The sequence below is a fragment of the Streptomyces albidochromogenes genome (assembly GCF_005981925.1).
GTDB lineage: Bacteria > Actinomycetota > Actinomycetes > Streptomycetales > Streptomycetaceae > Streptomyces > Streptomyces albidochromogenes.
Genome location: NZ_VBVX01000117.1, coordinates 1 through 19,105 on the forward strand (window position 1 = coordinate 1; position 19,105 = coordinate 19,105).

At 72.2% G+C, this 19,105-nt stretch carries 20 protein-coding genes; 10 read left to right on the plus strand and 10 right to left on the minus strand.

Annotation, left to right across the window (positions count from 1 at the left end; genetic code table 11):
- The coding region (locus tag E2E34_RS17010; RefSeq protein ID WP_439333684.1) for a helix-turn-helix transcriptional regulator at window positions 1-974 on the plus strand (974 nt) is incomplete at its 5' end.
- A 14-nt stretch (window positions 975-988) separates the two neighbouring features.
- Here the strand turns inward: E2E34_RS17010 and E2E34_RS17015 are convergent.
- Entirely contained in the window at window positions 989-1,915 is a 927-nt protein-coding gene (locus E2E34_RS17015) for an SDR family oxidoreductase (protein WP_138902765.1), read from the minus strand.
- Between the two features lie 225 nt (window positions 1,916-2,140).
- Between E2E34_RS17015 and E2E34_RS17020 the strand changes: the two genes are divergently transcribed.
- Window positions 2,141-2,659 (plus strand): DUF4240 domain-containing protein, encoded by a 519-nt coding sequence (locus E2E34_RS17020; protein WP_138902766.1) that lies wholly within the window; start codon window positions 2,141-2,143, stop codon window positions 2,657-2,659.
- A gap of 21 nt (window positions 2,660-2,680) precedes the next feature.
- On the opposite strand, the gene E2E34_RS17025 is transcribed toward E2E34_RS17020, so the two are convergent.
- Together E2E34_RS17025 and E2E34_RS17030 are read right to left on the minus strand one after the other, a co-directional pair.
- Complete coding sequence (locus E2E34_RS17025; RefSeq protein WP_138902767.1) at window positions 2,681-3,793, minus strand: PP2C family protein-serine/threonine phosphatase; 1,113 nt, start codon at window positions 3,791-3,793, stop codon at window positions 2,681-2,683.
- A gap of 75 nt (window positions 3,794-3,868) precedes the next feature.
- Window positions 3,869-4,396: a GNAT family N-acetyltransferase gene (locus E2E34_RS17030; RefSeq protein ID WP_138902768.1), complete on the minus strand. Its 528-nt coding sequence runs from the start codon at window positions 4,394-4,396 to the stop codon at window positions 3,869-3,871.
- A 48-nt stretch (window positions 4,397-4,444) separates the two neighbouring features.
- Between E2E34_RS17030 and E2E34_RS17035 the strand changes: the two genes are divergently transcribed.
- Together E2E34_RS17035 and E2E34_RS17045 are read left to right on the plus strand one after the other, a co-directional pair.
- Entirely contained in the window at window positions 4,445-5,344 is a 900-nt protein-coding gene (locus E2E34_RS17035) for a TIGR01777 family oxidoreductase (RefSeq protein WP_138902769.1), read from the plus strand.
- Window positions 5,345-5,634: 290 nt separating this feature from the next.
- The gene (locus E2E34_RS17045; protein ID WP_138902770.1) at window positions 5,635-6,939 is read left to right on the plus strand and encodes an NAD(P)/FAD-dependent oxidoreductase; all 1,305 of its coding nucleotides are present in this window, start codon (window positions 5,635-5,637) and stop codon (window positions 6,937-6,939) included.
- 101 nt (window positions 6,940-7,040) lie between these two features.
- Here E2E34_RS17045 and E2E34_RS17050 read toward each other — a convergent pair whose 3' ends face one another.
- Window positions 7,041-8,486 (minus strand): NsdA family TPR-like regulatory protein, encoded by a 1,446-nt coding sequence (locus tag E2E34_RS17050; RefSeq protein ID WP_138902771.1) that lies wholly within the window; start codon window positions 8,484-8,486, stop codon window positions 7,041-7,043.
- 244 nt (window positions 8,487-8,730) lie between these two features.
- Here E2E34_RS17050 and lipB point away from each other — a divergent pair, with 244 nt between their 5' ends.
- The 4 genes from lipB (at window position 8,731) to E2E34_RS17070 (ending at window position 11,767) form a co-directional block, all read left to right on the plus strand.
- The gene (gene lipB, locus E2E34_RS17055; protein ID WP_138902772.1) at window positions 8,731-9,528 is read left to right on the plus strand and encodes a lipoyl(octanoyl) transferase LipB; all 798 of its coding nucleotides are present in this window, start codon (window positions 8,731-8,733) and stop codon (window positions 9,526-9,528) included.
- 108 nt (window positions 9,529-9,636) lie between these two features.
- A complete protein-coding gene (gene lipA / locus E2E34_RS17060) occupies window positions 9,637-10,602 on the plus strand; it encodes a lipoyl synthase (RefSeq protein ID WP_138902773.1) in 966 nt (321 codons plus the stop codon).
- 240 nt (window positions 10,603-10,842) lie between these two features.
- A complete protein-coding gene (locus tag E2E34_RS17065) occupies window positions 10,843-11,055 on the plus strand; it encodes an SCO2195 family GlnR-regulated protein (RefSeq protein ID WP_138902774.1) in 213 nt (70 codons plus the stop codon).
- A 10-nt stretch (window positions 11,056-11,065) separates the two neighbouring features.
- Window positions 11,066-11,767 carry a DUF4191 domain-containing protein gene (locus tag E2E34_RS17070; RefSeq protein WP_138902775.1) on the plus strand — a complete coding sequence of 234 codons (702 nt, stop codon included), beginning with the start codon at window positions 11,066-11,068 and terminating at the stop codon, window positions 11,765-11,767.
- A 77-nt stretch (window positions 11,768-11,844) separates the two neighbouring features.
- On the opposite strand, the gene E2E34_RS17075 is transcribed toward E2E34_RS17070, so the two are convergent.
- The gene (locus E2E34_RS17075) at window positions 11,845-12,312 is read right to left on the minus strand and encodes an RDD family protein (RefSeq protein WP_138902776.1); all 468 of its coding nucleotides are present in this window, start codon (window positions 12,310-12,312) and stop codon (window positions 11,845-11,847) included.
- A 229-nt stretch (window positions 12,313-12,541) separates the two neighbouring features.
- On the opposite strand from E2E34_RS17075, the gene glnA reads away from it, so the two are divergent.
- On the plus strand, window positions 12,542-13,951 hold the full coding sequence (gene glnA, locus E2E34_RS17080; RefSeq protein WP_028811345.1) for a type I glutamate--ammonia ligase: 1,410 nt from the start codon (window positions 12,542-12,544) through the stop codon (window positions 13,949-13,951).
- Window positions 13,952-14,025: 74 nt separating this feature from the next.
- Here glnA and E2E34_RS17085 read toward each other — a convergent pair whose 3' ends face one another.
- From E2E34_RS17085 to E2E34_RS17100, 4 genes are all read right to left on the minus strand, one after another.
- A complete protein-coding gene (locus tag E2E34_RS17085; protein WP_138902777.1) occupies window positions 14,026-15,849 on the minus strand; it encodes a choline/carnitine O-acyltransferase in 1,824 nt (607 codons plus the stop codon).
- Complete coding sequence (locus tag E2E34_RS17090; RefSeq protein WP_138902778.1) at window positions 15,846-16,709, minus strand: class I SAM-dependent methyltransferase; 864 nt, start codon at window positions 16,707-16,709, stop codon at window positions 15,846-15,848. The genes E2E34_RS17085 and E2E34_RS17090 overlap by 4 nt, the downstream gene beginning before the upstream one ends.
- Window positions 16,710-16,755: 46 nt before the next feature.
- Entirely contained in the window at window positions 16,756-17,625 is an 870-nt protein-coding gene (locus tag E2E34_RS17095) for a HalD/BesD family halogenase (RefSeq protein ID WP_138902779.1), read from the minus strand.
- Window positions 17,626-17,843: 218 nt separating this feature from the next.
- A complete protein-coding gene (locus tag E2E34_RS17100) occupies window positions 17,844-18,110 on the minus strand; it encodes a hypothetical protein (protein WP_138902780.1) in 267 nt (88 codons plus the stop codon).
- Window positions 18,111-18,229: 119 nt separating this feature from the next.
- On the opposite strand from E2E34_RS17100, the gene E2E34_RS17105 reads away from it, so the two are divergent.
- Entirely contained in the window at window positions 18,230-18,589 is a 360-nt protein-coding gene (locus E2E34_RS17105) for an arsenate reductase family protein (RefSeq protein ID WP_138902781.1), read from the plus strand.
- Window positions 18,590-18,654: 65 nt separating this feature from the next.
- Here the strand turns inward: E2E34_RS17105 and E2E34_RS17110 are convergent.
- Window positions 18,655-19,105 (minus strand): carboxymuconolactone decarboxylase family protein (locus E2E34_RS17110; RefSeq protein WP_138902782.1); only part of this gene is annotated, 451 nt, incomplete at its 5' end.

The window sequence follows — 19,105 nt, forward strand, 5'->3', positions numbered from 1 at the left end:
GCGTACACCGGGACGCCCGCCTCATCAAAATGGTGCTTCTGCTCCAGTCCCGCCCCTCCATGACCGCCGCCGAACTGGCCCGTGAGCTGGAGGTCTCCGAGCGGACCGTCACCCGCGACGCACAGGCCCTGTCGGAGGCGGGCGTCCCGGTGTACGCCGACCGGGGTCGGACCGGTGGTTACCGGCTCATCGGCGGTTACCGCACCCGGCTGACCGGCCTCGCCCGCAGCGAGGCCGAGGCGCTGTTCCTGTCGGGGCTGCCGGGAGCCCTGCGCGAGATGGGTCTCGACGACGCGGCGTCGGCGGCGCGGCTGAAGGTCTCGGCGGCGCTGCTGCCTTCGCTGCGGGACGCCTCGGACACGGCGGCCCAGCGGTTCCACCTGGACGCGCCCGGCTGGTACCAGGAGCCCAAGACGCCCGAGCTGCTGCCGACGATCGCGGAGGCCGTCTGGGACGACCGGATGATCACCGGCCGCTACCGGCGCGGCCACGACCGCGAGGTGGAGCGGGAACTGGCGCCGTACGGCCTCGTGCTCAAGGCCGGCGTCTGGTACCTGTGCGCCCGGTCCGGCGAGGACTTCCGGGTGTACCGGATCGACCGCTTCGCCGCCGTGGCCGTGTCCGAGGAGCGTTTCGTACGGGACGAGGGCTTCGTACTGCCGGAGTTCTGGGAGGAGAGGGCGGCGGACTTCGCCCGCTCGATCCTGCGCTCCGAGGTGGTGGTGCGGCTGTCGGAGGCGGGTGCGCGGGCACTGCCGTACGCCGTGGACCGGGCGGCGGCGACCGAGGCGCTGGCCTCCGCCGGGCCGCCGGACGAACGGGGGCGCATCACGGTGACCCTGCCGGTCGAGTCGTACGAGGTCGCCTTCAGCCAGCTGTTCTCCGTCGGCCCCGAGCTGGAGGTCCTGGCCCCGCCCGACCTCCGCGAACGCTTCGCGGAGGCGGCGGCCCGCACCGCGCGGCTCTACGACTGAGCGGGACCGCGAGCTCAGCGGTAGTCGCTCACCGGGGCGTCCTTGCCGCCCTGCACGACCTCCGCGTAGTACGGCCAGCCGTCCGGCCGGCTGCCGTCCGCGTCCGTGAAGCCGTACTCCTTGGCGAGCTGCCCGCTGGACAGCGACCGCCCGTTCCAGCGCGCCCGCCCGGGGTCGGCGGCGAGGGCCGCGACCGCCCGGCCGACGTACACCGGCGACTCGGCGACCTCGAAGCCGGGGACCCGCGGGATCGCGTCGCGCCAGTTCTCCTCCGTGACCCCGAAGGCGTCCAGCATCTCCTCCGAGCGCAGGAACCCCGGGGTGACGCAGACCGCCGTGCAGCCCACGTCCGCGAGATCGTGGGCGAGGGCGAACGCCATGCGGATCGGCGCGTTCTTGGCGAGGTCGAAGTAGAAGTTCTCCCGGAAGTGGGTGCGGTTGTACTCCTCCGTGCCGTCGGTCATCTCGACCACGAGCCCACCGGGGTGGCGCACCAGCAGGGGCATCGCGACGCCGAGCGTGATGGCGTGGGTCCTCACGCCGAGCTCCAGCATCCGCAGGCCGGTCGCGAGGTCCGTGTCCCACATCTTCTTGCCGAATTCGAGCAGGTGGTCGCCGCCCCAGACGCTGTCGACCAGGACGTCCAGCCGGCCGTGCTCCCGGTCGATCCGCTCGACGAGCGCCCTGACCTGGTCCTCTTCGAGGTGATCGGTGGGTACGGCGACGGCTTCGCCGCCCGCGTCGTTGATGAGTTCGGCGGTCTGCTCGATGGTCTCGCCGGGGCGCCCCACCTCGCTGACCTGCTCGCGGGTGGTGCGCCCGGTGACGTACACCTTCGCGCCGGCCGCTCCCAGCTGTACGGCGATGGCCCGTCCCGCGCCCCGGGTCGCCCCGGCCACGAGCGCGATCCTGCCTTTGAGAGGGGTGTCCTGCTCGCTCATACCTGCTCCTCGCCTCGGATCCCGTGGTGCGCGCCGTACGGAGCCCTCCGCACGGCGCCGTACGGATCCCTCCGTACGGTCGACACACTGGCACCCAAAGGCGACATCTCCTGTCCGGATTGCCGTGCGCCACCCGCCCGCCCGGACGCGGCACGGTAACGACACAGCCGCATCCGGGGTAGTGCGCGTGCATGGGCCTCGGGCAGGGCCGATGCTTGTCCCGTGATGGACGAGACGGAATTCTGGGAGATCATCGACCACACCCGCGAGGCCGCCGAGGGCGATCCGGAGGATCACGCCGATCTGCTGGTCGACGCGTTGCTCCAGCTCGACCCGGACTCCGTGCTCGACTTCGCCAGACACTTCGAGGCCCGCTACAACCGCGCCTTCCACTGGGACCTGTGGGGCGCGGCGTCCGTGCTGCTCGGGGGTGCGACCGACGACACGTTCGACTACTTCCGCTGCTGGCTGATCGCGCAGGGCCGGGAGGTGTTCGAGGGCGCGCTGCACGACCCGGACCACCTGGCCGACCTCCTCGACGACTTCGACGACGAGGTCGACGGCGACGGCGAGGAGCTGGGGTACGCGGCGGACGAGGCGTACGAGCAGCTCACCGGCGTGGTCGCACCGGACCTGGGGGTCGCGGCGCAGGCGCCGGAGCCGGCCGGCACGCCGTTCGACGTCGAGGACGAGACGGTCCTGGCCGAGCGCTACCCGCGCCTGTGGGAACGCTTCGGGAAGTAGTCCCGGGCCGCCCGCGCCTCCTCAGCCGATGTGCCCCAGCGCCAGCAGGGCCACGTCGTCATGCACGTTCTCCGCCTTGCCCGCGAAGCGCACGAGGTCCTCGCGCACCGCCTCGTTGAGGGCCATCAGGTCATCCTGGGGGACGGACGCGGCCAGTTCCGGCAGCCGCTGGGCCAGCGGGTAGAACGCGCCGGAGGCGTCCCGCGCCTCGGTCACCCCGTCCGTGTGGGCCAGGACGCGGTCGCCGCGCTCCAGGGGTACGGAGGTGATGGACACGGGTACCGTCCCCGCCAGACCGAGCCCCAGCGGCGGCGCCGGATCCAGCGTGAGCTCCCGCGCCGTACCGCCCCGCAGCAGCAAGGGCGGCGGGTGCCCGCAGCTGACCACGCGCAGCACGGCCTCGTCGGAAGGGCACTCCAGCACCACGGCGGTGGCGAACAGCTCGGCGTGCTCCACGGCGGCGGAGTCGACGACCAGCCGCCTGTCCAGCCGCGCCGCCACCCCCGCCAGGTCCTCCTCGTCCAGCACGGCTTCGCGGAAGGCCCCCAGCAGGGCGGCGACCGTCGCGACGGCTTCCAGACCGTGCCCCTGGACGTCGGCCACCAGGGCCCGTACGCCGTGCGGGCCCTCGCGCACGTCGTACAGGTCCCCGCCCACCAGCAGCCCGCGCTGCGCCGACCGGTACAGCCCCGCGCACCGCACCCGGCCCACGGAGGACGGCAGCGGCGGCAGGACGGCGAGCTGGGCGGCCTCCGCCACCGTGCGGACCGTGACCAGTTGCTGCTCGCGCCGGGTGCGCACCCAGGAGATGACCACGCTGAGCACGACCACGACGACGACCGCGAGGAGGTCGGGCGTCTCCACGTCCCAGATGCGGCGCCCGTACGGCAGGCTCAGCGTCAGCAGGGTGAGGCAGCCGAGCACCGCGACGCTCAGCGGGCCGTAGGCGAGGGCCGCGACGGGCGTCACGGCGACGACGAAGTACCCCAGCTCAAGGGTCTCGGGGGTGACGATCTGGGCGACGGTGAGGACCGCGAGGATCACCGCGGGCAGGGCCCTGAGCCAGCGGGGCTGCGGTGTCCCGCGGAGCCAGCCGGGGCCCTCCTCGGCACCCCTGGCCCGCGCCGAACTCATCGCGCCGCGCGCCCGCGGCTCGTCGCGCGGGCAGCTGGGGCGGGGGGCGTCCGGAGGTTCTTCATACCCCACCCACTATGGCCCAGACAGCGGTGGCACGCCCGTCAGCGCGCGCCCCATGAGCACGTCGTCGACATACGTCCCCTCCAGCCGGAACTCGCCCGGCAGCACGCCCTCGACAACGAATCCCTCGGCCTCGTACAGGGCGCGCGCGGGCGCGTTGTGTCCGAGCACCCGCAGCGTCATCCGCAGGGCCCCCCGGCGCCGCGCCGTCGCGCAGGCGGCGCGCAGCAGGGCCCGCCCGACGCCGCGCCCGCGTGCCCGGTCCGCCACGGCCAGGCCCTGAATCTGGCGTACGTGCGTGTTGCTCGCGAGCGGCGTGGGGGCGACGGTGCGGATGTAGCCGACGACCGCGCCGTCCAGTTCGGCGACGAGGAAGTCCTCGGGCAGGTGCCCCGCGTCGAAGAACGGGCCGTACGGAGGCCGCGGCCTCGGCTGCACGGAGTGCAGCGGCGACCAGGTCTCCCGGTCGAGCTCGGCCAGCTCCTTCTCGTCGGCCGTGGTGGCGGGACGTAGCAGGACGGCGGCGGTGGGCTCCGGCATGGCTGTCACTGTGCCATCGGGTCCCCCCGGGCGGGAATCCGGGGCAGGATGGGCGGCATGCGGATCGCGGTCACCGGCTCGACCGGTCTCATCGGAACGGCGCTCGTGCGCTCGCTGCGCGCGGACGGACACGAGGTGCGCCGCCTGGTGCGGCGCGCGGCGACCAGCCGGGAAGAGGTGACGTGGGACCCCGGGCGGCAGTACGTCGACGCCGACGGGCTCGCCGGGTGCGAGGCGGTGGTGCACCTCGCGGGTGCGGGTGTCGGCGACCACCGCTGGACCGCGTCGTACAAGCGGGAGATCCGCGAGAGCCGGGTCCTCGGCACGGCCGCGATCGCGGAGGCGGTGGCGGGTCTGGACACGCCGCCGAAGGTGCTCGTGTGCGGTTCGGCCATCGGGTTCTACGGCGACACGGGTGACCGCGCGGTGGACGAGGACGCTCCGCCGGGCGACGGCTTCCTGTCGTCGGTGTGCGTCGACTGGGAGGAGGCGGCCGCTCCCGCGCGGGAGGCGGGCGTACGGACGGTGTTCGCCCGGACAGGTCTCGTGGTGGCGCGCGAGGGCGGGGCGTGGGGCAGGCTGTTCCCGCTCTTCAAGGCGGGGCTCGGCGGGCGGCTGGGGTCCGGTCGCCAGTACCAGAGCTACATCGCGATGCACGATCAGGTCGCGGCGCTGCGCCACCTGATCGACACCGAGTCGCTCTCGGGTCCGGTGAACCTGACGGCTCCGCGACCGGTGACGAACCGTGAGATCACGAGGGCCATGGGGCGGGTGCTGAAGCGGCCCACGCTGTTCACCGTCCCGGCTCCGGCGCTGCGGCTCGCGCTGGGCGAGTTCTCCTCGGACGTGCTGGTCAGTCAGCGGGTGCTGCCGCGGCAGCTGGAGGAGTCGGGCTTCTCGTTCGCGTTCCCGGAGATCGAGGACACCCTGCGGGCGGCGCTGCGCTGAGCCGAGCCGCCCCGGGGGCCGGGCTCAGCACCAGCACCAGCACCAGCACCAGCACCAGCACCAGCACCAGCACCCACAACAGCACTCCAGGTGACCGGTTCTGGCCACTTTCTGTCCGTCGCGTGACCGTTTCTCTCCGGGTGCGCTCCAGTTGTGCTCCGATGCCCCGGTCGATGCGCGACTGCGCCGGCCCCCCGCCCCCTTCTACGCTGCAACCCGAACTCGGGCATTCCGTGAACGTGTTGAGGGCATGAGACCCCCACAGTCACGCCGACCTCGGGGAGGGGCACGTGCTCACCACCGCACACCACGCGGACGTCGTCATAGTGGGGGCCGGGGTCGCCGGCCTCTCCGCAGCCCATCAGCTGACCAGCGCGGGAGTCACGGTCCGCGTCCTGGAGGCCGCCCCGCGCGTCGGCGGCAGGATGGCCACCGAGGAGGTCGACGGGTTCCGGCTCGACCGCATCGGTCAAGTGCTCAGCACCGCCTATCCGGAGCTGCTGCGGACCCCGGGCCTCGAAGGGATCTCGCTGCGCACCTTCTCCCCCGGCGTCCTCGTGCACAGCGAGGGCCGTCACTACCGCGCGGGCGAGGCGGGAAGCGCGCGAGGCGCGCTCAGCGCCGCGCGGGCCCTGGCCGGTGCGCCCCGGCCGCCGTTCGGCGGCGCGCTCGACCAGGCGCGGCTCGGCGCGGCCCTCGGGCGGCTGGCGGCGACGCCGGTGCGGCGGTTGCTGGCCCGGCCCGAACGCCCCGCCGGCGAAGCCCTCTCGGGGCGCGGCCTGCCGTCGCGTACGGTCGACGGCTTCCTGCGCCCGCTCCTCTCCGCCCTGCTCAGCGACCCCGGGCTCACCACCTCCAGCCGGTGCGCCGATCTCGCGCTGCGGGGCTTCGCGCGCGGCAGGCTGTGCGTGCCGGAGGGAGGGGCCTCGGCGCTGCCCGAGCTGCTGGCGGCCACGCTCCCGCCGGGGACCGTGCGTACGGGAGTGCGCGTGACCGGCGCTTCCACCACCTCGGTGACCACCGAGGAGCACGGCGCGTTCGGCTGCCGCGCCCTGCTGCTCGCCACCGGCGCCCGCGCCGCCGCCGCTCTGCTGCCGGGACTGCGGGTGCCGGCGTTCCACCAGGTGACCGTCCTGCACCACGCCGCGCCCGTCTCCCCGCTCGCGGACCCGGCCCTGCTGCTGGACGCGGACCGGGGCGGCCCCGTCTCGCACACGGCGGTGCTCAGCGAGGTCGACCCCTCGCGCGCGCCGCGCGGCCGGTCGCTGATCTCCTCCACCGTCCTCGGCCCCCCGCCGCCGGACCCCGACCGCGCGGTCCGCGCGCACCTGGCGAAGCTGTACGGCGTGTCCACCGACGCCTGGGAACTGCTCGCGGTCCACCACGACCGGGAGGCGGTCCCGGCCATGCCGGCGCCGCACGATCTGCGCCGCCCGGTACGGCTCCTCGCGGGCCTGTACGTGTGCGGCGACCACCGGGGGACGAGCACGGTCCAGGGAGCGCTCCACTCGGGCCGCCGGGCCGCGCACGAGGTGCTGCTGGACTTCGGCATCCACCCGGCCCACGCGACGGCCCATCTGCGCGAGGCGGCCTGACCCGCGTACGCCCCGCCCCGGCCGCCGGGGTCCGGGGGCCGGGCGACGGCCGGTCCGAGTGGCAGCGGGTCGGCGAACAGCGCGTCGCGGCGCACCCGCCCCTAGCCGAGCGCCGCCACCCGGTCCCGGTAGGTGCGGACCGCCGACGCGTCGCGGTACGGCTCCAGGCGCTTCTCGAAGTCCCGCACGTACTCCAGCGCCCGCGCCGACCGCATCTCCGTGGCCTGCTGCGCCGCCTCCGCCCCCAGGGAGCACGCCTGGTCCAGCTCGCCGAGGCCCAGCCGCGCGGTCGCCAGCACCACGCGGCAGAACAGCCTGCTGCGCGCGTAGCCGGGCGAGCGCAGCTGGAGCGACCGCTCCGCGTGCTGCGCCGCCGCCCGGTACTGCTGGAGGTCCCGGTGGCAGTGCGCGAACTCGTCCGCCAGCTGCGCCTCGTCGAAGAAGCGCGCCCAGTGCGGCAGCTCGTCCCCCGGACGCGCCGCCTCCATCGCGCGCTCCGCCCGTACCAGCGAGGCGGTGCACGCCCGGACCTCCCCGAGCACCCCGTGGCCCCGCGCCTCCACCGAGTGCAGCAGCGCCTGCACGACCGCCGGCGCCGCGCTGCCCACGCCCTGCTGGGCGACCCGCGCCAGCTGCACGGCCTCCCGGCCGTGGCCGAGGTGGATCGCCTGGCGGCTCATGGTGACCAGGACGTACGACCCGTACGGCCGGTCGCCCGCCGCCTGCGCGAGGCGCAGCGCCTGGACGAAGTACCGCTGGGCGAGCCCGTGCGCGGCGATGTCGAACGACGTCCAGCCCGCGAGCCGGGTCAGGTCCGCGGCGGCCGCGAAGAGCCGACGTCCGGTCGCCTCGCCGTAGGTGCCCCGCAGCATCGGCTCCGTCTCGTGCTCCAGGTAGCGCACCAGGGCCTGGCGGGCGTGCCCGCCGCCGTAGGCGTGGTCGAGCGTGCGGAACAGCTCGCCGACCGAGCGCAGCGCCGCGATGTCCCCCGTGGTGACGCGCTGCCCGGGGCCCCGGTCGGTCTGGCGCTGGCGGGGCACGGCGGCGCGGCCCTGCGCGGGCACCCGTGCGCCGTTCACCGGCGGGGGGGCGCCGCGGGCGACCCGGTCGTCGGCGCGCCCGATCAGCCAGTCGCGGCTCGGGACGACGAGTCCGGCCGGGGTGAACGCGATCTTGCGCAGCTCGGCGTGGCTGCCGGAGTCCTTGCGCCACAGGCCGCTGACGATGTCGACGGCCTCCTCCGGCCCGGCCGCGAACTCCAGTCCCGCGTAGACCGGCGCGCAGGCGTCGAGCCCCAGGTCCTGGGCGGTCAGCCGACGCCCTAGGCGCCGGGTGAAGACCTCGGCGATCAGCGCGGGGGTGGTGCCGCGGGGCTGCTGACCGCGCAGCCAGCGGGTCACCGACGTCTTGTCGTACCGCAGGTCGAGGCCGTGCTCCAGGCCGAGCTGGTCCACCCGTCGGGCCAGGCCCGCGTTGGAGAATCCCGCTTCCGCGATGAGCGCGGCGAGCTGGCGGTTGGGCGTGCGCTGCGGGGGTCGTTCCGTCATCAGCTGTGCGGTCTCCTGCCTTCTGGGCGCCCGGGCAGCAGCCCTCATGGAACGGCGCGAATTTAGCGGCCCCTGCCGCCCGCTCCGGCCCCTTCGACCCGCATTCATCCGATCGTGTGAGGATTTATGGGGGCGCTGACGAACATGGACGAAAACGACCTGCCCGGTGACCCCGTTCGGAGCGGTCGTACAGTGACTGAGGCGCGCACAACGCGCTGGTTGTTGGTTCTAGGGAGGCGTTGCCGTGAGTGAGCTGCGGTTTGTCCGACTGGGGTTCGGCGAGCAGGCGGTCGAATACCAGGAGGCGTGGCAGAAGCAGCGCGAGGTGCACGCGGCGCGGTTCCTGGACGAGGTTCCGGACACCTGCCTGCTCCTCGAGCACCCGCCGGTCTACACGGCGGGGCGGCGTACGCAGGACAGCGAGCGCCCGCTGGACGGCACCCCCGTGGTGGACGTCGACCGCGGCGGCAAGATCACCTGGCACGGCCCCGGCCAGCTCGTGGGCTACCCGATCATGAAGCTGCCGCGCCCGGTCGACGTGGTGGCGCACGTACGCCGCCTGGAGGACGCCCTGATCCGCACCTGCGCCGAGTTCGGCGTGGAGACGAGCCGGGTCGAGGGCCGCAGCGGTGTATGGGTGCTGGGCGACCCGGTGGAGCGGCGGCCGGCGCTCGGCGGGCTCTCCCTGGACTTCGACCCGCGCCTCCAGGACGAGGAGTTCGACGCGCGGCTGAACGGCCCCGAGTACGCCCCGTCCAACGCCGGCCAGCGCCGGGAGGACCGCAAGCTCGCCGCCATCGGCATCCGGGTCGCCAAGGGCGTCACGATGCACGGCTTCGCGCTGAACGTGAACCCGGACAACACCTGGTTCGACCGGATCGTGCCCTGCGGCATCCGGGACGCCGGCGTCGCCTCGCTCGCGGGCGAGCTCGGCCGCGACGTGACGATCGAGGATGTCCTGCCGGTCGTCGAGAGGCACCTGCGGGACGTACTGGAGAACGCGGATCTCACTCCGCGCCCCGTCGAGAAGGCCACCGCCTAGCTCCCGGGAATGCCGACCGATGGCCATGGGTTGGCGAGACGTAATCCCGTTCAAATATCGGGCGTACCCTGGTGGACGCCGAAGAATCGAAGTCGTAGGGAGCCGGACGTGTCCGCAGTCGCACCCGACGGACGCAAGATGCTGCGCCTGGAGGTCCGGAACAGCCAGACCCCCATCGAGCGCAAGCCCGAGTGGATCAAGACCCGGGCGAAGATGGGCCCCGAGTACACCAAGATGCAGGCGCTCGTGAAGGGCGAAGGGCTGCACACGGTGTGCCAGGAGGCCGGCTGTCCGAACATCTACGAATGCTGGGAGGACCGCGAGGCCACCTTCCTCATCGGCGGTGACCAGTGCACCCGGCGCTGCGACTTCTGCCAGATCGACACCGGCAAGCCCGCCGCGCTCGACCTGGACGAGCCGCGCCGCGTGGGTGAGTCCGTCGTCACGATGGACCTGAACTACGCCACCATCACCGGCGTCGCGCGCGACGACCTGGAGGACGGCGGCGCCTGGCTGTACGCGGAGACCGTGCGCCAGATCCACGCGATGACCTCGGAGCGCGAGGCCGGCCGCACCAAGGTCGAGCTGCTGATCCCCGACTTCAACGCGGTCCCCGAGCAGCTGGCCGAGGTCTTCTCGTCCCGCCCGGAGGTCCTCGCCCACAACGTCGAGACGGTGCCGCGCATCTTCAAGCGCATCCGTCCCGGCTTCCGCTACGAGCGCTCCCTCGAAGTGATCACCCGCGCCCGCGAGGCCGGTCTGGTCACCAAGTCGAACCTCATCCTGGGCATGGGCGAGGAGCGCGAAGAGGTCAGCCAGGCGCTCCAGGACCTGTACGACGCGGGGTGCGAGCTCATCACGATCACGCAGTACCTGCGCCCCTCGCCGCGCCACCACCCCGTCGAGCGCTGGGTGAAGCCGCACGAGTTCGTGGAGCTGAAGGAGGAGGCCGAGGAGATCGGCTACTCCGGCGTGATGTCCGGGCCGCTGGTCCGGTCGTCGTACCGCGCGGGCCGCCTGTTCGGCCAGGCGATGGAGCGGCGCGAGGCGCTGGCGGCGGCGCCGACTGTGTGAATCCCAGCACAAGTGATTACTGGCCAGTAATGGCCGAGACGGCGCGGCCCGCACCGTCCCCGCAGGTAGGGGGACCGTACGGGCCGCGCCGCTGTTTCAGCCGTACGTGTCAACGGTTCATGGGTGTTTGACCGCCCGGTCATGCGCTGGTAACACCAATCAGTGACCCTGGGTTTACGCACAGCTGCACATCCGTACCCGCCCGTTCCCGAGTCACCACTCCGAGGGGGGACCCACACCATGCAGGCCGCGACACCCGTCCGCGCTACCGCCATCCCGTCCTTCACCCACGCCCTGCGCGCCGTGGAGTCCCTGCTCATGGGCGGCGGACAGCGCACCGCACGCCGCAACGCCTGGACTTCGGTGCTCGAGGACCGGCGCAGGGCGAAGGACCGGGTCGAGGCCCAGCACGTACTGGAGGCCGTGGCGGGCCGGGCTTCGCGGGCAACGTAAACTTCACAGCATGGCGAGGAAGGAACGCGCAGACAACGCGGACACTGCGAACCCCGGGCGACTCAAGCAGATTGCCCTGACCTACAAGATGACCCGGCGGGCCGACTCGAAGATCGGTCTCGTTCTCGCGGGTGTGGGCATCGTCACCTTCGGTGTCTTCCTCGCGATCGGCTTCTTGATCGATCACCCGGTCTACCTGGGCATTCTGGGCTTCCTGCTGGCCTTCCTCGCGATGGCGATCGTCTTCGGACGCCGCGCCGAGCGAGCGGCCTTCGGGCAGATGGAGGGGCAGCCGGGCGCTGCGGCCTCCGTCCTGCAGAACGTCGGGCGCGGCTGGTCCACGACACCGGCGGTGGCGATGAACCGCAGCCAGGACGTCGTGCACCGGGCCGTGGGCAAGGCCGGCATCGTTCTGGTGGCCGAGGGCAACCCGAACCGGCTGAAGACCCTGCTGGCGGCCGAGAAGAAGAAGATGGCGCGGATCGTGGTGGACGTACCGGTCCACGACATCATCGTCGGCAACGACGAGGGCCAGGTGCCGCTGAAGAAGCTGCGCACCACGATGCTCAAGCTGCCGCGTGTCCTCACCGGCCCCCAGGTGACGACGGCCAACGACCGGCTGCGCGCGATGGGCGACCTGATGTCGAACATGCCACTGCCGAAGGGGCCCATGCCCAAGGGCGGCCGCATGCCGCGCGGAAAGATGCGCTGACCTTTCCACCCGTACGGCCTACGTCGAAGGGCGGCCCGGAACCTCGTCGGTTCCGGGCCGCCCTTCTCATGTCCACGCTAGATCCTGACCTGGACGGCGCGGGCGAGGCGGTCGTGCAGGCCCCGGCCGTCGCGGTCCCAGACCAGCGCCGGGATGGCGAGGCACAGCAGGACGCTGCGGACGAACACGCGGAAGAAGCCGAGGCGGCCGCCGTCCTCGGAGACGACCCGCAGGCCGAACAGGCGCTTGCCGGGGGTGGAGCCGACGGTGCCGACAGTGAGCAGGCTCAGTACGAGCAGGACGCCCAGGGCCCAGTTGCCGGCCGCCTGCCCGTCACCGCCCGTGAGCAGCCCGTATGCGATGAGCATGCACAGGGCCCAGTCGGTGAAGAGGGCGCCGAAGCGCCGGCCGAGCGGGGCGATGGCGCCGGGCCCGTGCTCGGGCAGTCCCAGCCGCTCACCCCGGTACCCGGTGTCGGCGCCCATCTGCTTGGCGGCTTCGCCCGGTCCGGAGAGCCACGATCCGATTGCTTGCCTGTTGTCCACCCGTACACGGTACTGCGACCGCTTTCGTACCCTGGAGGTCGGGGCCCGCCGTGGCCCGTGGCGCTCCCGTCGGGGCCGGTCGGGAGCCGGTCCGGTTAACTTGCGCGAAACAAATGGGTCATGCTTGAGAAATCCGGTCTGCCTATGGTCGGGTCCAGCGTGTGCCACCGCACTGGCCGCACGGAGAGCTGCAACCCCATCCCCACCGGGTGGGAGTAGGAGGAGTTGGATGTTCCAGAACGCCGACGACGCGAAGAAGTTCATCGCCGACGAAGACGTCAAGTTCGTCGACGTCCGGTTCTGCGACCTGCCCGGAGTGATGCAGCACTTCACCATTCCGGCCGCGGCGTTCGACCCGAACGAGGAGCTGGCCTTCGACGGATCGTCGATCCGCGGCTTCCAGGCCATCCACGAGTCCGACATGGCGCTCCGCGCGGACCTGTCGACCGCCCGCGTCGACCCGTTCCGCAAGGACAAGACGGTCAACATCAACTTCTTCATCCACGACCCGATCACGGGCGAGCAGTACAGCCGTGACCCGCGGAACGTGGCGAAGAAGGCCGAGGCGTACCTCACGTCCACCGGCATCGCCGACACGGCGTACTTCGGCCCCGAGGCCGAGTTCTACGTGTTCGACAACGTGCGCTTCCAGACCTCCGCGAACGAGTCCTTCTACCACATCGACTCCGAGGCGGGCGCCTGGAACACCGGTGCGGTCGAGAACAACCGCGGTTACAAGGTCCGCTACAAGGGTGGCTACTTCCCCACCCCGCCGGTCGACCACTTCGCCGACCTGCGTGCCGAGATCTCCCTGGAGCTGGACAAGAACGGCCTCCAGGTCGAGCGCCAGCACCACGAGGTCGGCACGGCCGGCCAGGCCGAGATCAACTACAAGTTCAACACGCTGCTCGCCGCGGCCGACGACCTGATGCTCTTCAAGTACGTCGTGAAGAACGTCGCCTGGCGCAACGGCAAGACCGCGACCTTCATGCCGAAGCCGATCTTCGGTGACAACGGCTCGGGCATGCACGTCCACCAGTCGCTGTGGTCGGGCGGCAACCCGCTGTTCTACGACGAGCAGGGTTACGCGGGCCTCTCGGACATCGCCCGGTACTACATCGGCGGCATCCTGAAGCACGCCCCGTCGCTGCTCGCCTTCACCAACCCGACGGTGAACTCGTACCACCGCCTGGTGCCCGGCTTCGAGGCCCCGGTCAACATGGTCTACTCGCAGCGCAACCGCTCGGCTGCCATGCGCATCCCGATCACGGGCTCGAACCCGAAGGCCAAGCGCGTCGAGTTCCGCGCCCCGGACCCGTCCTCGAACCCGTACCTCGCGTTCTCGGCGCTCCTGATGGCCGGCCTGGACGGCGTGAAGAACAAGATCGAGCCGGCGGAGCCGATCGACAAGGACCTGTACGAGCTGGCTCCCGAGGAGCACGCGAACGTGCAGCAGGTCCCGACCTCGCTGCCGGCCGTGCTGGACGCCCTGGAGGCGGACCACGACTACCTGCTGGCCGGCGGTGTCTTCACCCCCGACCTGATCGAGACGTGGATCGACTACAAGCGCGTGAACGAGATCGCCCCGATCCAGCTCCGCCCGCACCCGCACGAGTTCGAGCTGTACTTCGACCTTTAAATCGCGCGGACAGCACGCGGCAGCACACAGGGCCGCCACCCGGTTTCGGGTGGCGGCCCTCCGCGTTGCGGGGGTCAGGCCCCCGGCGCCAGGAGGTCGCGCAGTTCGGTGATCGCGCGGCGGAGTTCGGCGGCGAAGGTGTGCATCTGGGGGGCCACCGGGCGCGGGGTGCTCAGGCAGAGGTGGAAGCGGGTGGGGAGCAGGACGTACGCGACGCCGATGCAGCGGGGGCTGGTGGAGCCGAAGCCGAAGTACTGGATGTTGGCCGAGGGGGCCGAGCTGGTGCTCAGGTAGTCGTCGCGCATCTTCAGCCAGCCCGGGCTCCGGTAGAGGGCCGGCTGTTCGCTCACGCCCAGGCCGGCGCCGCGGCGGCGCTGGATCAGTTCCAGCTCCCACAAGTGCTGCTCGGGCGCCTGGCCGGCCTGGCACTCGTTCGCGCGGGCGACGTGCCGCTCGGCCGCCGCGAGGAACGCGGTGCGCCGCTTCGCGGCGTCCGCCGCCGGGTCGTCCATCGCCGTGACGAAGGCCACCGTCTCGGGGGTGACCACCCGCATCGCCTCGGTCCGGCCGTGCCGGTACTGGCGGGTGGCGATCGACTCGTACGTCGCGCCCAGGTGTCCCTTCGCGCGCTGGTGGGCCAGCTGGTAGGCGACCTGGACGAACGCGTCGGGCGAGACGCCGAGCGCCTTGGCGGTGTCGGCGCCGAAGTCCTCGAAGGAGACGGTGCTGGTGGCCGTGTCCTGCCCGTACCGCGCGAAGGCGTCCGCGGCGGAGCGCACCTGGGAGCGCAGGGTGTCGTCCAGGTGGAACGTGACGGGCCGCGGGACCGGCGGGCCCTGGGTGCGGGCTTTGGACCGGCGCGCGTGCTCGTCGGCGGGGGTGCTCAGGAGGGCGTCGGTGAAGCTGAGGATGGTGGTGCCGTCCAGCTCGCAGTGTTCGACGTTGATGCCCGCGCGGCCGTCGGCGAAGACGACGAAGGACACGGCCTTGTCGAACCAGCGGTTGCCCCGGTCGCCGTGGAGCAGCTCGTCGCAGGCCGCCTGGGTGTCCGCCGGGGCGAAGTCCTCCAGGCAGACGCAGAACAGGGCGGTCTCGATGGTGTCCAGTGCCTCCCCGTTGCCGGGGTGGCGGGCGAGCAGGGACTGCCTGGCGGCCGCCCACCGCGCCCGGGCCATCGTGGTGAGGTGGCCGACGGATGTGTCCGGGGCGGGCGGTTCGGCGCCCGCCTCCATGACGGCGCGCAGGCCGGCCCGCAGGTCGTCCAGGCTGTGCGGCACACCGTCCGGGCCGATGACGTCCAGCCGGAACGCGGCGCCCCGGAAGAACACCACGATGTGCCGGGCGTCGGACGGGCCGGGCCATGCCTCGGAGTAAGGGCTGCGGACGGTGTCCTGGTCCGCTCCGGGGATGCGGGTGGTGGAGAACAGGTACTTGTTCTGCGCCATCGACTGCGGCCGCCCGCGCCGGGTGACCGGCGGGATGCTCTCCTGGTCGAGCCGGCTCTTGTAGTGGAGGGCCCCCGCGACGAGGCCCGCCGCACGTTCCACCTGCTCCTCGCCGGTGTCCTGGAAGAGGAAGAAGAAGTTGGCGTTCAGGGCGATGCGGTCCCGGCGGCCGAGGTAGCGGTACGGCCAGAAGGTGTCGAGCCAGCTGTGCACGCCGTCGGTGGCGTCGTACTCCTCCAGGGCCCGGTGGAGCACCCGGCCCGGTCCGCCGGGGCGGAGGAACGCGGCCACTTCCGCCTCCGTCGCCGCCCGCTCCTCGGCGCTGAGCAGCGGCGCGCACCAGGCGAGGAACCTCTCGCAGCTCGCTTCCAGCGCGGGCAGCGGCACCCGCGGGAGGCTTTCCTCCTGGGAGAAGGTCGTGACGGCGGCCGCTGGTGCCTGACTCGTGTTCACAGCTGTTCTCGATTCGGTTCGTGGGGGCCCGGCGCCTGATCGTCGGCGGGCCGGGAGAGGTAGAGCTGTGCGTACATCCAGCCGTCTGTCTCCAGGCCGTGCGGGTCCACGCCGACGGCCGACATCTTCTCCAGTACGAGCGACTGCTCCTCGGGGGAGGCGAACCGCCGCTGTTTGAAGACTCCTTCGACGCGGACGGTCCGGTATCCCAGGCCGGCCAGCGCGTGCTCCACGGGGTCGAAGGGGAACATCCGCAGCACGAAGTGCGCCATCCAGGGGAGGTGGCCTCCTTGCGCCCGCACGACGCGCGTGAGGGTCCGCTCGGTCACGTATCCGAGGCAGCCGGTGGAGATCACCAGGTCCGTGCCGGCGAGCTGGGCGCGTTGCCGCGGTGTGGGCTCGTTCCTCTCCAGGTCGGCGTTGACCGCGTCGTCGAGGAAGCCGGCCTCCAGCGCGTAGGCCAGGGCGCCGGTCGAGGTGTCCAGGCCGGTGAAGCGGATGTCGCGCGCCGGGCGGCGGGAGAGCGACAGCTCGCGGTCACGGGCCAGCAGGGCCTGGCGGGTGGTGGCCCGCTCCTGCTCGTGGCCCTGCTCGCCGCCGTAGCGTGCGTACAGCTCGTCCATGGTGGTGTCGTACTTCAGCAGTGCGGCGTTGATCCCGTAGGAGCAGCCGATGTCCAGCACCTTCGGCACCGCTGCCCGCCGGGTCTCGGTGTACTCCTCGACGAGCTTTGCGAAGTAGGGCTTGGCCAGCTGGGGAACGCGGTAGCCGAGCGGGCGCAGCACTTGGAAGTAGGCGCGGGGGTCGGGCTGCGTGTAGATGTGGTCGAGCGTTAGTTTTCCGGTCGCGTCGAAACGCACAGGGCTTGCTCCTCCGTGGATCGGCGGGGTGGCGGAGGCGGAACCGCTAGTCCAGCAGCCGGTCGCCCCGGACGGCCCGGCCCTCGGACTCCAGGTGCTCGGGCAGGACCCGGCCGAAGAGCTGGCGGGTGCGGGCGACGCTCCCGATGACGCCGGGGCGCTCGCTGTAGGCGAAGATCGCACTGTGGCGCGCCGCCCGGCCGCCCACCGGGCTCACCCGGTGCAGCGCGTACCGGCCCTTGAACAGTTGCAGGTCGCCCGGTCGCAGGGGAAGGCGCCGGACCAGCCGCTCGCCCCGGCCGTCCAGTACGGCGCGGACGTCGTCGAAGTTCTCGTCCCGCGCGGACCTGATGTTCGGGCAGTACTCGAAGTCGCCTCCGGACTGCGCCTGCTGGGTGAGCATGCTCACGGTGAACTCGTTGGTGTCGAAGTGCCAGGGGTGTTCCATGCCGGGCGCGACGACGTTGAGGACCAGCCCGGAGAGCGGGTCCGCCAGCTCGTGGAGCCGCGGCAGCCCGAAGCAGCGGGCGACGAACCGCTGGAAGTCCGGGTGGGAGTAGAGCCGGCTGATGAGGGAGTGCGCGGGGACGCGGTCGCGGGCGACGAAGGCGTTGCCGCGCTGGAAGGTACGGCGGCCGGGGTGCTCCGGCGGCAGGTCCGAGTCGACCGCGATGTTGTAGACGTTGACCGTTTCGATGTCGGAGTGCGCCCGGGGAGCGATGGCCGAGCACTCCTCCCGGAGCGTCTCGCGCAGCGACGGGCGGACGAAGTCCGGCAGCACGGTGCAGCCGACAGCGTCCAGTTCGTGCCGGGCCCGGGAGACGACGTCCTTTCCTCCGGCGCTGTCGGGTTCCGACAGGGGGTACCGGGCCGTGTCGACCACCCGGTCGAGCGTCGTGGCTTCCGCAGTGCTCATTCGATCCTCTCCGCACAGGGGCAGACCGTGTCGCCGGGCAACTGTACTGATCGGTAACGGAGTTGGGGGGCTCTGTGACACGTCACACGGCCCGGGTCCGGCGCCCGCGCGCGGCCGGGGTTGTCGCGGCGCCGGGCTGTGGCGGCGCCGGCGCGGGGACATGCCGGTGAGGGGCGCGCCGTCGCTCGTGGCGAGGACGCGCCCCCGGCCGGCCTCGGTCAGCGGCCGTAGCGGATCAGGGTGCGGACCATCCGGCAGGTGGTGGCCGACGGCGGGTGGATGCCGACGCGCTCCGCGACGGCGCGTATCTTGCGGTCGGTGGCCCGGGACGGGTGGTAGACGCCCGTGTCGAGCAGGGCGATGGCCAGGCGCATGGCCTTGAGGCGGCGGTTGTGCGTCTCGTACCACGCACGCGGCCGCCCGGCGGGCAGTGGGACTTTGGCAAGGGGCTGCGGAGCGGTCGGGAGCAGTGCGGCTGCGGTCACGGGCGTCCTCCTGAGGCGGTCGGGAACCCTCTTCGACTCCTTCGATTTTACTGGGCACCACTGACAATCGGCCCTGGCCAGACGGCGTTTGGCAGGGGTCTGGAGGTACGGTTGGGGCCATGGAGATCTGGATCAATCCCGCCTGTTCCAAGTGCCGCGGCGCGCTGCATCTGCTGGACGAGGAGGGCGCCGAGTACACCGTGCGCCGCTACCTGGAGGACGTACCGTCCCCGGACGAGATCCGTGCGGTGCTGGAGCGGCTCGGGCTCGAACCGTGGGACATCACGCGCACCCAGGAGGCGGCGGCGAAGGAGCTGGGGCTCAAGGACTGGGCGCGGGACGCCGGTTCGCGGGAGCGCTGGATCGCGGCGCTCTGCGAGCACCCGAAGCTGATCCAGCGCCCGATCATCACGGCGGACGACGGCACGGCCGTGGTGGCGCGCACCGACGAGGCCGTGCGGGACGCCATGTCGCGGTGACTCCCCGGCCCTGGCCCCGCCCCTGCCCCCGGGGCACGGCCCGGGGGCGGACGCGTCCCGGCCCGTCAGGAGACGCGTTCGTCCTCGCCCGCCGTCTTCCCGGTCGCCAGCGCGATGCGGTTCCAGGTGTTGATCGTGAAGATCAGGGCGAGGAGCTGGGCCAGCTCCCGGTCGTCGAAGTGGGCCGACGCCCGCGCGTACACGTCGTCCGGCAGGCCGGCGCCGGCGATCAGCGTCACGGCGTCCGTGAGGGCCAGGGCGGCCTGCTCCTTCTCCGTGAAGAAGTGCCTGGCCTCCCGCCACACCGCGACCATGTGCATCCGCTCCTCGCTCTCGCCCGCCTTGCGCGCGTCGGAGGTGTGCATGTGCAGGCAGTACGCGCAGTTGTTGACGTGCGAGGCGCGGATCTGGACCAGTTCGACGAGCGTCGGGTCGAGTCCCTCGCGGGCTGCGGCGTCGAGGCCGATCACGGCCCGGAACGCCTTGGGGGCGGCCTTGGCGAAGTTGAGGCGGGTG